The 15,567-nt window shown below is 42.9% G+C and carries 5 protein-coding genes; 4 read left to right on the forward strand and 1 reads right to left on the reverse strand.

What is annotated here, in order from left to right; genetic code table 11:
• Positions 1–66 precede the first annotated feature (66 nt).
• On the forward strand, positions 67–1,116 hold the full coding sequence (locus SMSK597_RS04185) for an LLM class flavin-dependent oxidoreductase (protein WP_000229801.1): 1,050 nt from the start codon (positions 67–69) through the stop codon (positions 1,114–1,116).
• Between the two features lie 99 nt (positions 1,117–1,215).
• Here SMSK597_RS04185 and spuA read toward each other — a convergent pair whose 3' ends face one another.
• Positions 1,216–5,088, reverse strand: a complete 3,873-nt coding sequence (gene spuA / locus SMSK597_RS04190; RefSeq protein ID WP_001232749.1) for an LPXTG-anchored pullulanase SpuA — start codon at positions 5,086–5,088, stop codon at positions 1,216–1,218.
• 474 nt (positions 5,089–5,562) lie between these two features.
• Between spuA and SMSK597_RS04195 the strand changes: the two genes are divergently transcribed.
• From SMSK597_RS04195 to rpoC, 3 genes are all read left to right on the forward strand, one after another.
• Complete coding sequence (locus SMSK597_RS04195) at positions 5,563–7,560, forward strand: thiol-activated cytolysin family protein (protein ID WP_001071078.1); 1,998 nt, start codon at positions 5,563–5,565, stop codon at positions 7,558–7,560.
• 558 nt (positions 7,561–8,118) lie between these two features.
• Positions 8,119–11,730 (forward strand): DNA-directed RNA polymerase subunit beta, encoded by a 3,612-nt coding sequence (rpoB, locus tag SMSK597_RS04200; protein ID WP_000907163.1) that lies wholly within the window; start codon positions 8,119–8,121, stop codon positions 11,728–11,730.
• A gap of 32 nt (positions 11,731–11,762) precedes the next feature.
• Positions 11,763–15,440 carry a DNA-directed RNA polymerase subunit beta' gene (gene rpoC / locus SMSK597_RS04205; RefSeq protein ID WP_000228745.1) on the forward strand — a complete coding sequence of 1,226 codons (3,678 nt, stop codon included), beginning with the start codon at positions 11,763–11,765 and terminating at the stop codon, positions 15,438–15,440.
• Positions 15,441–15,567 lie beyond the last annotated feature (127 nt).

The following is a 15,567-nucleotide window of genomic DNA, read 5'->3' on the forward strand; positions in this document are numbered from 1 at the left end:
TTATTGAAAGTAAAAATAATTAGTGATAGAATACCCTAAAACTAAAAGAGATAGCGAGGAAACACCATGGTAGAATTGGGAATTTCAACATTTGGGGAAACAACGGAGCTTGAGGGGACTGGGCAAACTTACAGTCATGCTGAACGCATTCGTCAGTTAGTGGCAGAGATTGAGCTGGCTGACAAGGTTGGTTTGGATGTGTATGGGATTGGCGAGCACCATCGAGAGGACTTTGCAGTATCGGCTCCAGAGATTATTCTAGCAGCTGGGGCAGTCAATACCAAGAAAATCCGTTTGACCAGTGCAGTTAGCATTCTCTCAAGCATGGACCCGATTCGGTTGTTCCAACAGTATGCCACTATCGATGCTTTGTCAAATGGACGAGCGGAGATTATGGCTGGAAGGGGCTCTTTCACGGAATCCTTCTCTCTGTTTGGCTATGATTTGAAAGACTACGAAGCTCTCTTTGATGAGAAATTAGACTTGCTTCAATTAGTCAATGAAAAGACTAAGTTAGACTGGGAAGGTCGATTGACCCAAACAATTTCTGGCAAAGAAGTTTATCCTCGTCCAGTTCAGGACAAATTGCCCTTGTGGATAGCGACAGGTGGTCATATAGAGTCAACAGTGAAGATTGCTCAGGCAGGCCTACCGATTGTCTATGCCATTATTGGTGGTAACCCTCGTTATTTTAAAAAGTTGATTCAGGCTTATCGTGATATTGGGAGTGAAGCGGGCCATGCCAGTCATGAGTTGAAGGTTGGGGCCCATTCTTGGGGTTGGATTGCTGAAGATGGCGAGCAAGCGGTGAAAGATTATTTCCATCCGACCAAGCAAGTAGTGGATGCTATTTCCAAAGACCGTCCTCATTGGCAGGAATTGCGTTATGAACAATATTTGGAGCAAATTGGACAAAATGGTGCCATGTTTGTGGGCAATCCAGATCAGGTGGCAGAAAAATTGATTCGCATGATTGAGGATTTAGGTTTGGATCGCTTTATGTTGCACCTACCTCTTGGTTCCATGCCTCATGAACAAGTCCTAAGAGCTATTGAACTCTTTGGAACACAAGTAGCACCCAAAGTACGGGCTTATTTTGCCATGAAAGAGGCTTAATAAAAAATCCTAATCAAGTTTATTAGGACAACAAATATTGTACAAAAACTAATCCCCCGAGCTGTAATGCTTGGGGGATTTTTCTATAGGAGGGCTAGTTTAGTTCTCTTTTTTGTTTTTTAGTAAGAAACCGAGACCTAGGAGCGCAAGGAGGCTGATTCCTGCAAACAGGAGTTTGTTATCGTTTTTGGTTCCTGTATTTGGAAGTTCAGCTTGTTTAGCTGGGGTTGCAGGTATATTTTCCTTGCTAGAGTTTTCTACCGCTCCGTTTTGAATAGCTTCACTTACAGATGATGCTTGTGCTTCTTGTGCTGGTTGTGAAACTTGTGTAGTTTGTGAATCAGTTGTAGCTTGGCTAGGTTTATTTTCTGCATCAGCTACTGTTGCAGATGGTTTAGTAGAATCAGGTTTAGCTTCTGGAGCTGGATCTTGATGTGCAGGGTGAGAAGCTTCATTTTGATGTTCAGGCTTGGAAGGGGTTGAGTCTGGTTTCTCTTCTGCAGTTGACTCATGGTTAGTTCCATTTTGAGAGACTCGAAGAACAGTAGCTGTAAGGGCGTTTAATTTCAAGCCTTTTTCGGTCCATTCAAGTCCTTTCGGGTTGGCAATTCCGACTGGTCCTGCTTGGTTTTCATCTGCCAAAACTTCAGCATTTCTGAGGTGGGCAAAGGCAGTTCCCAAATTAAATTCGCGAGCTTTTTCGTCCGCATTGACAAAGACTGCGTAGATATCTCCGTTTGGAGCAGTGATTTGGTAGCCAATCACTACGTCCTCTTTTGCCACACCATTTTGACCTGGAACAGTGATGAGGTGGACACGGTCTTTGATATCTTGAAGACTCTTAAGTCGGAAGGCATCTGTAGATTGACGAAGGGCAATCAACCCTTTCATATAGTCACGGCTCTTGACATTTTCAGGATAAGCTTTACCATCTGTAGCCTTAGTCCAGTCAAACTTGTTGACTGCATCGCTAGAATCGTAAGAGTCATGGATGAAGTAAGGATAGTCAAATGGATTGCCGTCCTTATCACGCAACAAGTGAGATTTGTTTGGTTGTTTGTCCTCTGCTACTGGAGTCTTGTAGGCTGGGTCACGGAATTGTTTAGTGCGACCATATTCCTGACCAGAGTGGATAAATGGAGTTCCTTGAGCTGTCAAGACCATGAGGTTTCCAAGTCGCAAACGACGGTGGATTTCAGCATAGTTCTCAGCCTTGCTTGGGTCTTTTTTGATAGACTGGGCAATGATGTCAAAGAGGGTCAAGTTATCATGGGCTGCGATGTATTGGATGACATCTCCAGGGCTGTCTGCTTCAAAGTTGGTTGGTTGAGCAATGAGATTTTTAAAGACAGTGTTGATATCACGCTTGCCACCTGTGATAAAGGCAGGTTGACCTTCGTTTGGATAACCAGACTTGAGGTTGTTGCGGATGTCATCTGAGAAGACAGCGACAGTATCGGTATGTTTCATCCAATCTTGGTCAGCAGCTTTAGTAGGCATGTTTTCATCGCCAGCATAGGTTCTCCAACCTTCACCCAGCATGATTAGGTTTGGATTGAGGGCGCGTGCAGCCTTGTAAGCTTCTTCGATAGAAGCCGCATCGTGGTCTCCCATCATATCGAAACGGAATCCATCCACTTTGTAGGTATCAACTAGATATTTGATAGAGTCAACTAGGAGTCGTTTGGTCATATGGTGGGTTGTCCCCAAGCGTCCACCACCAAAGCTAGTTCGAGGTGTTCCATCAGCATCCATAAAGTGGTAGTAGTTTGGCTCTAAATCTTCAAAGATATCGACTTTGGCTGTATGGTTGTAAACTACGTCCAGGATAGCTCCCATGCCACGTTTGTGGATCTCATTGATGAGGTTTTTAAACTCTGCGATTCGTTTTTCTGGATTTTTAGGATCGCTTGAATACATACCAGTCAATGAGAAGTAGTTTTGAGGATCATATCCCCAGTTGTAGTTGCTGTTGCTTGAAGCATAGTCAGACAAGCGTTCATGGTTTTTCAATTCATTGACAAAGTAGTAAGACAAGACTGGAAGGAGCTGGATGTGGGTTACCCCCAAGTCTTTGAGATAGTCTAGTTTTTCAATAAAGGCTTCAAAGGTACCAAATGGTTTGGTCAAGTCTTTTGCAATGGCAGGATCTGAAGTGAAGTCACGCACATGAGCTTCGTAGATAACGGCATCTTCACGAGTCTTGAAGTTGTGAATCTTACCATAAGTCAAGTCTTGAGGTCCTAGTTTAGCTGGATCTACAAAGGCAGCTTTAGCCACTTTATGGGAAGCGTCTGTTTTTGCAAGATCGCTGTTCCAAGCAGCGAGGGACTTAGCGTAAGGATCGAGTGCAAGAACAGTTTTACCTTGACGCTCAATTTGGTATTGATAATAGTATCCAGTGAAATCCGTGATTCCTAATTTGTTTGTGCTATCTAGAGTTTGTTTCCAAGTTCCTCTTTCCCCTTTTTCAAGAGCGACAGTTCCAACCACTTTTTCAGGGTCATTCTTGTCGTAGACAACAACAGAAACCTTATCAGCACTTGGTGACCAGAGAGTTAAATCAACCTGTTTTCCTTCTTCTTTGAGCTCAGCACCAAGTTTACCATCATAGCTGTAAGTCTCATCTTTAAGACGCCAGCTTGTTTTGGTAGTGAATTTGTCAGAGTTGTAGCTAACGGTATAAGGATGTTTTGTGTCAGAGAAATCTCCGCTGTAGGTCACTTTCTTACCAGCTTCATCGATTGCAACATCGGTGATAGTTACTTTGTTTCCTAGGTGATTAGTGATGTTGGAGTGTTTGAGGATATCCTCTTTTTTAGCACCGACTAGTGTTGAAAAACTACTTTCAATGCTAGAAGTTCCTACGTGCTGAGCCCCTGTCATACGAATATCATGGACATAGTATGGATTTGTGTAAATCGATTCGTCATCGTCTTTTAGGAAAATTTGGCTATGATTTTTCAAATCTGTGAACTTATAATCTTCTTTACGGATTTTCACATCGTCTCCTTGTTTGTTTCTGTCTAGTAATAAAAATCCAAGGTCTTTAGCTGCATCTTTGAGTGGAATATCGATATAGCGACCATATTTGCCTGTAGCAGTAAAGTCTGTTCCGTCAGGCCATTGAGCGCTACTTGGATTTTTCACATCTCCCCAGTACCAGAGAGATTTCTTGTCATAGTTGCCATCTGTACGGTAGTAGTTGACGCGAACAGTTCCTGCAGGTTGTGGCTCGTAAGAGAAGACCTTGTAATCTTGGTCTAACCAAGCCTCATTCATCTTTGGTGCCAGTTTTTCTACAGATTTATCGCCGGTTAGATTTTTTCCAGCTGTATTGTTGATGAGAAAGCTAATTTTCTTAGCTTGTTCTCCCTTTAATTTGACATCTAGGTAGTAGCCGTAGTCGTCTTTTTTGGCATCCTTAAAGGACAAGGCTCCGTTTGGCCAATTTTCAGAAGGCTTTTCAACATCATCCCAAGTCCAGAGTCCTTGAGCATCCTTGTTTTCTTCAGGAAGTTTTTTGACATGGATACGGAAGTAGTTGTCTTCGATTGGCTCTTCTGCCTTAGTTTCAGTTGCTACTGGACTAGTAGAAGTAGTTGGCTCATTTGAACGATCTTGTCCGGTTTGTGGTGCTGAATCGGCTGAAGTTGCAGCAGGAGTTGTTGGCTCTGTTGCAGGTTTTTCTTCTGTTTTCTCTAGGGAAGCGTTTGCATTATTAGGTGAAGAAAAATCGCTTTCGTTCTTGCCAGCGATGTTTGTTGCATCAGTAAGAGGTTGGGCAAGGGCAGTAGTGGTTTCACTATTACTTGCGTTAGTGGTTAGTGTACTTTCGTTGGCTGAGATAGTTGGGGTAGCCATAGCAAGTAGGACAAGGCTTGCGCCGATAAGGACAGAACCAGTTCCATTCTTGAGGGAACGGATGCTGTAGACCATTTTTTTCTCAGTTTGAGCTGGTGTTTTTCTCATAATGATTCTCCAATCAATAAATTTCTATATCAGTATAGCATGTAGTAAAACAATATGCAAGCGTTTTCTTTGGTTTGTCAAAGAAATTCTTACTTTTGAGAAGTTTTCTGTACTATTTTATATATCAGTATAAATGACGGAGATAAAAATGTCACATAAGCCAAGCCGTATTATTAGGAAGATGATGTGTTCCCAGCTATTTTTATTCAGAAATTAATCTCTAATATTTCTTTAAAAAGTTCATCTAGCGAAACTATAAATAGGAAGAGAAAAAGCTAGCGCTTCTCAAGTTTTATCTAGTTTCCAAACTATAGTATTTACTGGAAATCTAAAGAAAATATCAGAAAAATTCAGCAAACGTTTTCTTCTTATTTTCTTGACTTTTTTGCTGATTTGTGCTTGACTTTTACTTGAAATTTGATAAACTATAGACAAATAGGAAAACGTATTCATTTAAAAACGGAGGAATAAGGAATGAATCAAGAAAAACGTTTGCATCGCTTTGTCAAAAAGTGTGGACTCGGTGTGTGTAGTGCTGTTGTTGCGGCCTTTTTATTGAACGCTCAGGGAGTAGCTTTGGCTACAGAGCAAGGGAATCGTCCAGTTGAGACAGAAAACATCGCTCGTGGAAAACAAGCTAGTCAAAGTTCTACTGCTTATGGAGGAGCTGCTACACGAGCAGTGGATGGTAATGTTGACAGTGACTATGGGCACCATTCTGTAACGCATACAAACTTTGAAGACAATGCTTGGTGGCAAGTCGATCTTGGAAAAACAGAGAATGTTGGAAAAGTTAAACTTTACAATCGTGGAGATGGGAATGTAGCTAATCGTCTTTCTAATTTTGATGTTGTTTTGTTAAATGAAGCAAAACAAGAAGTTGCTCGTCAACACTTTGATAGTTTGAATGGGAAGGCAGAACTTGAAGTTTTCTTCACAGCCAAAGACGCTCGTTATGTAAAAGTGGAGTTGAAAACTAAAAATACCCCATTGAGCTTGGCAGAAGTGGAAGTATTCCGTTCAGCAACAACTCAAGTTGGACAGGATAGAACTGCACCAGTAGTAGATCAAACATCAGCATTGAAAGACTACCTTTTTGGTTTAACTTATAATCCTTTGGATATTTTAACTCGCAAGGGAGAAACCTTAGAAAATCGCTACAACACAAGTGCTAAGGAACAAAATGGAGAGTTTGTCGTTGTAGAAAAAATCAAGAAAACCCTCTCTACAGGCACAGCAGATGTTTCCATCAATGGGAATCAAAATGTCTTCCTAGGTGGCTTGTATAAGGCAAACCAAAATCTGCTAGAAAATCAGCCAGAATTGATTAGTCTTGCCCGTGCAAAGGGGACAGTCAGCGTTGATTTACCTGGGATGATTCATTCTGAAAATAAAATCGAAGCAAATCCTACAACTAGTGGCATGCAAGAAGCAATGAATACCTTGGTTGAAAAATGGACAAAGAACTATTCATCTAGCCATTCCGTTCCTGCCCGTGTTCAGTATGAATCAACTACAGCCTATAGCATGAATCAATTGAAAGCAAAATTTGGTGCAGACTTTGAAAAAGCAGGCGCACCGCTCAAGATCGACTTTGAGGCTGTGCAAAAGGGTGAAAAGCAAATTGAAGTTGTAAACTTTAAACAAATCTACTATACAGCGACATTTGATGCACCGACCAATCCAGCAGCTGTATTTGACAAGAGTGTGACACCTGAAGATTTAAAACAAAGAGGCGTTGATTCACAAACTCCACCTGTATATGTATCAAACGTTTCTTATGGACGTCAAATCTATGTTAAGTTTGAGTCAACAAGTAAGTCTACTGAATTAAAAGCAGCTATTAATGCAGTTATCAAAGGCGCAACAATTGCTCCAAATTCTGAATGGAGCCGTCTATTGAAGAATACTTCTGTAACAGCGGTAATTGTAGGAGGTAATGCTAGCGGTGCTGCCAAAGTTGTCACAGGAACAGTCGAAAACTTGAAGGAACTCATCAGAGAAGGAGCTAACTTTAGCGCTCAAAGTCCAGCTGTGCCAATCTCATATAAGACTGCCTTCCTAAAAGATAATGCCCAAGCAACTTTACAAAATAGTACAGACTATATCGAAACGAAGGTTACTTCTTACAAAAATGGCTTCTTGAAACTTCATCATAAGGGTGCTTATATTGCACGTTACTACATCTATTGGGATGAAATTACATATGATGAACAAGGCAATCCAGAAATCCGTTCACGTCAATGGGAAGATAACGGAAAAAACAGAACTTCAGGCTTCCAAACAGAGATTCAATTTAGAGGAAATGTCCGTAATCTTCGTATCAAGGTTCAAGAAAAGACGGGTCTTGTATGGGAACCATGGCGTACAGTTTACAACCGCACAGACTTACCACTAGTACAACAGCGTACAATTACACATTGGGGAACAACTCTAAACCCTAAAGTTGATGAAAAAATTGTGAATGAGTAACGATTTGATTTACTTGATTCGATAGTAAACAGTGAAGAGGAGAAACTTCGATTTCTCCTCTTTTATGATTGGCTTTTGAGAGAATGAAAAGGGTAACTTCTATAGGATATTGAAACTAGAATAGTACGTTGTTGCTGTTAAAACATTTTCAAACGTCTCACACTTAATTCCATCATAAAAATCCGTTTTAGACTAACTTCCACTTTGGATAGGCAAGTGGAAGTTACTTTGAGAAGTTATGCGGAAAAAAATTCACCAAAAAACTACTGAATCCCTTGAAAAATCTAGCTAAATAGGGTATAATATGAGTAATCATTTGTCGTAGGTTTTGTCTGAAATATTGTCCAGACAAGGCTCACAGCAGTTAAATCTTCTGAAAAAGTCAGATTTAGCTGCTCTTTTTGTGCTTTTTTTCAGGATTTTGAGTACTTGTAACAAAGACTTAAAGATTCTGAAAATTTATCAAGAGGACACAGTGATAGGGGTTTTTAAAACCATATGACGATTAGAAAAGCCTGATTGACAAGGCTTGGAACTTATTTACAAAGGAGAATCATCTTGGCAGGACATGACGTTCAATACGGGAAACATCGTACCCGTCGTAGTTTTTCAAGAATCAAAGAAGTTCTTGACTTACCAAATTTGATTGAAATTCAAACTGACTCATTCAAAGATTTCCTAGACCACGGTCTTAAGGAAGTGTTTGAAGATGTATTGCCAATTTCAAACTTCACAGACACAATGGAGTTGGAATTTGTTGGATATGAAATCAAGGAACCAAAATACACGCTAGAAGAAGCTCGTATCCACGATGCTAGCTACTCAGCACCAATTTTTGTAACCTTCCGCTTGATCAATAAAGAGACAGGCGAAATTAAGACCCAAGAAGTTTTCTTTGGTGATTTCCCAATTATGACAGAAATGGGTACTTTCATCATCAATGGTGGTGAACGTATTATCGTATCTCAGTTGGTCCGCTCACCAGGTGTTTACTTTAACGACAAAGTTGATAAAAACGGTAAAGTGGGCTATGGTTCAACTGTTATCCCTAACCGTGGAGCTTGGTTGGAACTTGAAAGCGACTCAAAAGACATCGCCTACACTCGTATCGACCGTACTCGTAAGATTCCATTTACAACCTTGGTTCGTGCCCTTGGTTTCTCAGGTGATGATGAAATCTTTGATATCTTTGGTGATAGCGAATTGGTTCGTAATACTGTTGAAAAAGATATCCACAAGAACCCAATGGACTCTCGTACAGACGAAGCCTTGAAAGAAATTTACGAACGCCTTCGCCCAGGTGAACCTAAGACTGCTGAAAGCTCACGTAGCTTGCTTGTGGCTCGTTTCTTTGACCCACGTCGCTATGACTTGGCAGCAGTTGGTCGTTACAAGATCAATAAAAAACTCAATGTTAAAACACGTTTGCTCAACCAAACCATTGCGGAACCATTGGTAGACCCTGAAACAGGAGAAATCTTGGTAGAAGCTGGAACAATTATGACTCGTAGCGTGATTGAGAGCATTGAAAGTCATTTAGATGGTGACTTGAACAAGATTGTCTACATTCCAAATGATGCAGCGGTTGTGACTGAGCCAGTTGTGCTTCAAAAATTCAAGGTTGTTGCACCAACTGATCCAGACCGTGTTGTAACCATCATTGGTAATGCTAACCCAGATGACAAGGTTCGTATCGTAACTCCTGCAGATATCCTTGCTGAGATGAGCTACTTCCTCAACTTGGCTGAAGGCCTTGGCCGTGTAGATGACATCGACCACCTTGGAAACCGTCGTATTCGTGCGGTTGGTGAATTGCTTGCTAACCAAGTACGCCTTGGACTTTCTCGTATGGAACGTAATGTCCGTGAACGTATGTCTGTTCAAGACAACGAAGTCTTGACACCGCAACAAATCATCAATATCCGTCCGGTAACAGCTGCGGTTAAAGAATTCTTTGGTTCATCCCAGTTGTCACAGTTCATGGACCAACACAATCCGCTTTCTGAGTTGTCTCACAAACGCCGTTTGTCAGCCTTAGGACCTGGTGGTTTGACTCGTGACCGTGCTGGATATGAAGTGCGTGACGTGCACTACACTCACTATGGTCGTATGTGTCCAATCGAGACACCTGAAGGACCTAACATCGGTTTGATCAATAACTTGTCATCTTACGGACACTTGAACAAGTATGGTTTTGTTCAAACACCATACCGTAAGGTTGACCGTGAAACAGGCGTTGTTACAAACGAAATCGTTTGGTTGACAGCCGATGAAGAAGATGAATTTACTGTGGCGCAGGCTAACTCTCGCCTCAATGAAGATGGAACCTTTGCTGAGAAGATTGTTATGGGACGTCACCAAGGGGTCAACCAAGAGTATCCAGCGAATATTGTTGACTACATGGACGTTTCACCAAAACAGGTAGTTGCCGTTGCGACAGCATGTATTCCTTTCTTGGAAAACGATGACTCCAACCGTGCCCTCATGGGAGCCAACATGCAACGTCAGGCTGTGCCATTGATCAATCCTCAGGCACCTTACGTTGGTACTGGTATGGAATACCAAGCAGCCCACGATTCAGGAGCTGCTGTGATTGCTCAGTATGACGGTAAAGTTACTTATGCAGATGCGGATAAGGTAGAAGTTCGTCGCGAAGATGGTTCATTGGATGTTTACCACATCCAAAAATTCCGTCGCTCAAACTCAGGTACTGCTTACAACCAACGTACGCTTGTTAAAGTTGGTGATGTCGTTGAAAAAGGCGATTTCATCGCTGACGGACCTTCTATGGAAAATGGAGAAATGGCGCTTGGACAAAACCCAATCGTTGCCTACATGACTTGGGAAGGTTACAACTTCGAGGATGCCGTTATCATGAGCGAACGCTTGGTTAAAGATGATGTCTATACATCTGTCCACCTTGAAGAATACGAATCAGAAACGCGCGATACAAAGCTTGGGCCTGAAGAAATTACTCGTGAAATTCCAAACGTCGGTGAAGATGCCCTTAAAGACCTTGACGAAATGGGTATTATCCGTATCGGTGCTGAGGTTAAAGAAGGTGACATCCTTGTAGGTAAAGTAACACCTAAGGGTGAGAAAGATCTTTCAGCTGAAGAACGTCTCTTGCACGCTATCTTTGGAGACAAGTCTCGTGAAGTGCGTGATACTTCTCTTCGTGTACCACACGGTGCCGATGGTGTCGTTCGTGATGTTAAGATCTTTACACGTGCAAATGGAGATGAGTTGCAATCAGGTGTTAACATGCTGGTTCGTGTCTACATCGCTCAAAAACGTAAGATCAAGGTCGGAGATAAAATGGCCGGACGTCACGGAAACAAAGGGGTTGTTTCTCGTATCGTTCCTGTAGAAGATATGCCTTACCTTCCAGACGGAACTCCAGTCGATATCATGTTGAACCCACTTGGGGTACCATCACGTATGAATATCGGTCAGGTTATGGAGCTTCACCTTGGTATGGCGGCTCGTACTCTTGGTATTCACATCGCTACACCAGTCTTTGACGGAGCAAGTTCTGAAGACCTTTGGTCAACTGTTAAAGAAGCTGGTATGGATAGCGATGCCAAAACAATCCTTTACGATGGACGTACTGGGGAGCCGTTTGATAACCGTGTTTCTGTCGGAGTCATGTACATGATCAAACTCCACCACATGGTTGACGATAAATTGCACGCTCGTTCAGTCGGACCATACTCAACCGTTACCCAACAACCACTCGGAGGTAAAGCTCAGTTTGGTGGACAACGTTTCGGTGAGATGGAGGTTTGGGCTCTTGAAGCCTACGGTGCCTCAAATGTCCTTCAAGAAATCTTGACTTACAAGTCTGACGATATTAACGGACGTTTGAAAGCTTATGAAGCCATTACAAAAGGAAAACCAATTCCAAAACCAGGTGTTCCAGAATCCTTCCGAGTTCTTGTCAAAGAATTGCAATCTCTTGGTCTTGACATGCGTGTCCTTGACGAAGATGACCAAGAAGTGGAACTTCGTGACTTGGATGAAGGAATGGACGAAGATGTCATCCACGTAGATGACCTTGAAAAAGCCCGCGAAAAAGCAGCACAAGAGGCTAAAGCAGCCTTTGAAGCTGAAGAAGCTGAAAAAGCAACAAAAGCGGAAGAAACAGAAGAAGCTGCTGAACAAGAATAAGCAGTTCACTTAGAATAGAAAGGGAAGAAATAGTGGTTGATGTAAATCGTTTTAAAAGTATGCAAATCACCCTAGCTTCTCCAAGTAAAGTCCGTTCATGGTCTTATGGAGAAGTCAAAAAACCTGAAACAATCAATTACCGTACCTTGAAACCAGAACGTGAAGGACTCTTTGATGAAGTTATCTTTGGTCCTACAAAAGACTGGGAATGTGCTTGTGGTAAGTACAAACGCATTCGTTACAGAGGAATTGTTTGTGACCGTTGTGGGGTTGAAGTAACGCGTACAAAAGTTCGTCGTGAGCGTATGGGGCACATTGAGTTGAAAGCTCCTGTATCTCACATCTGGTACTTCAAGGGGATTCCAAGCCGTATGGGCTTGACCCTTGATATGAGCCCTCGTGCCCTCGAGGAAGTTATCTACTTTGCGGCTTATGTGGTGATTGATCCCAAGGATACACCACTTGAGCACAAGTCTATCATGACAGAGCGCGAATACCGTGAGCGCTTGCGTGAATATGGTTATGGATCATTCGTTGCCAAAATGGGTGCCGAAGCTATCCAAGACCTTTTGAAACAAGTAGATCTTGAAAAAGAAATTGCTGAACTCAAAGAAGAGTTGAAAACAGCTACTGGACAAAAACGTGTCAAAGCCATCCGTCGTTTGGATGTTTTGGATGCCTTTTACAAGTCTGGAAACAAACCTGAATGGATGATTCTCAACATCCTTCCAGTTATTCCACCAGATCTTCGTCCAATGTTGCAGTTGGATGGTGGCCGTTTTGCCTCATCTGACTTGAACGACCTTTACCGCCGTGTTATCAACCGTAACAACCGTTTGGCTCGTTTGCTTGAGTTGAATGCGCCTGGTATCATCGTTCAAAATGAGAAGCGTATGCTTCAAGAAGCAGTTGACGCTTTGATTGACAATGGTCGTCGTGGTCGTCCAATCACAGGACCAGGTAGCCGTCCTCTTAAATCATTGAGCCACATGCTTAAAGGTAAACAAGGACGCTTCCGTCAAAACTTGCTCGGTAAACGTGTTGACTTCTCAGGACGTTCCGTTATCGCCGTTGGTCCAACTCTTAAGATGTACCAATGTGGTGTGCCACGTGAAATGGCGATCGAGCTCTTTAAACCATTCGTGATGCGTGAAATCGTTGCGCGTGATATCGTGCAAAACGTGAAAGCAGCTAAACGCTTGGTGGAACGCGGAGACGAACGTATCTGGGACATCCTTGAAGAAGTGATCAAAGAACACCCAGTGCTTTTGAACCGCGCACCGACCCTTCACCGTTTGGGTATCCAAGCTTTCGAGCCAGTCTTGATTGATGGTAAGGCCCTTCGCTTGCACCCACTTGTCTGTGAAGCCTACAATGCCGACTTTGACGGGGACCAAATGGCCATCCACGTCCCGCTTTCAGAAGAAGCCCAAGCAGAAGCTCGTATCTTGATGCTCGCTGCTGAGCATATCTTGAACCCGAAAGATGGTAAACCAGTTGTTACTCCATCTCAGGACATGGTTTTGGGTAACTACTACTTGACCATGGAAGAAGCTGGTCGTGAAGGTGAAGGAATGGTCTTCAAGGACCGTGACGAAGCGGTTATGGCTTACCGCAATGGTTATGTTCACCTCCACTCACGTGTTGGTATCGCAACAGACAGCCTCAACAAGCCTTGGACAGAAGAGCAAAAACACAAGGTCTTGCTTACAACAGTTGGTAAAATTCTCTTCAACGACATCATGCCAGAGGGTCTACCATACTTGCAAGAACCAAACAATGCCAACTTGACAGAAGGCGTTCCAGCTAAATACTTCTTGCCACTTGGTGGAGATATCAAGGAAGCTATCAGCAATCTTGAACTTAACCCTCCATTCAAGAAGAAAAACCTTGGAAATATCATCGCTGAAATCTTCAAACGTTTCCGTACGACAGAAACTTCTGCCCTACTTGACCGTATGAAGAACCTTGGTTACCACCATTCAACTCTTGCAGGATTGACAGTGGGTATTGCCGATATCCCAGTCGTTGATGACAAGGCTGAAATCATTGAAGAATCACACAAACGTGTAGAACAAATCACAAAACAATTCCGTCGTGGTATGATCACAGACGACGAGCGTTACAATGCTGTTACAGCTGAATGGCGTGCTGCCCGTGAAAAACTTGAGAAACGCTTGATTGCCAACCAAGATCCTAAGAACCCAATCGTTATGATGATGGACTCTGGAGCCCGTGGTAACATCTCAAACTTCTCACAGCTTGCCGGGATGCGTGGTCTGATGGCGGCTCCGAACGGACGTATCATGGAATTGCCAATCCTTTCAAACTTCCGCGAAGGTTTGTCAGTACTCGAAATGTTCTTCTCAACTCACGGTGCCCGTAAAGGTATGACCGATACGGCCCTTAAGACAGCCGACTCAGGTTACTTGACTCGTCGTTTGGTTGACGTTGCCCAAGACGTTATCATCCGTGAGGACGACTGTGGAACTGACCGTGGTCTCTTGATCCGCTCTATCGCAGAAGGAAAAGAGATGATCGAGTCTCTTGAAGAGCGTCTCAATGGTCGTTACACTAAGAAAACTGTTAAACATCCAGAAACTGGTGCAGTGATTATCGGTCCAAATGAGCTGATTACAGAAGACAAGGCGCGTGAAATTGTCAACGCTGGTGTAGAAGAAGTGACTATCCGCTCTGTATTTACATGTAACACTCGTCATGGTGTCTGCCGTCATTGTTACGGTATTAACTTGGCGACTGGTGATGCGGTTGAGGTTGGTGAAGCAGTTGGTACAATCGCTGCCCAATCTATCGGGGAACCTGGTACACAGCTTACAATGCGTACCTTCCACACGGGTGGGGTTGCCTCAAATACCGATATTACTCAGGGTCTTCCTCGTGTCCAAGAAATCTTTGAAGCCCGCAATCCTAAAGGGGAAGCGGTTATCACAGAGGTTAAAGGACAAGTTACAGCTATCGAAGAAGATGCCTCAACTCGTACTAAGAAAGTCTTTGTTAAGGGTGAAACTGGCGAAGGTGAATACGTCGTTCCATTTACAGCTCGTATGCGTGTAGAAGTTGGAGACCAAGTAGCGCGTGGTGCTGCTCTTACAGAAGGTTCTATCCAACCAAAACGTCTCCTTGCTGTTCGCGATGTCTTGTCAGTTGAAACTTACCTTCTCGGTGAAGTACAAAAAGTTTACCGTAGCCAAGGGGTAGAAATCGGTGACAAACACATAGAGGTAATGGTTCGTCAAATGATCCGTAAAGTCCGTGTCATGGATCCAGGAGATACAGACCTTCTCATGGGTACCCTTATGGATATCAATGACTTTACAGATGCTAACAAAGATGTCCTTATCGCAGGTGGAGTTCCAGCGACTGGTCGACCAGTCCTCATGGGAATTACCAAAGCCTCACTTGAAACAAACAGTTTCTTGTCAGCGGCTTCCTTCCAGGAAACAACTCGTGTCCTTACTGACGCAGCTATCCGTGGTAAGAAAGACCATCTCCTTGGACTCAAGGAAAATGTTATCATCGGTAAAATCATCCCAGCAGGTACTGGTATGGCTCGTTACCGTAACCTTGAACCACATGCTATCAACGAAGAAGAATATCTTAATCCTCCAGTAGAGGAAGAAGGAAATGAAGAAACAACAGAAGTAGTTGTGGATGCTGCCGTTGAAACTGTGGAAGAAACAGTAGAATAAGAGAGAATGAGAGAGCCTTTGGGTTCTCTTTCTCTTTTCCGAAAACTTTCTCCATTTTTCCATGAAATATGGTAAAATAATACTCAATGAAAATCAAAGAGCAAACTAGGAAACTAGCCGCAGGTTG

The sequence above is a fragment of the Streptococcus mitis SK597 genome, assembly GCF_000148545.1.
Classification (GTDB): Bacteria; Bacillota; Bacilli; order Lactobacillales; family Streptococcaceae; genus Streptococcus; species Streptococcus mitis_C.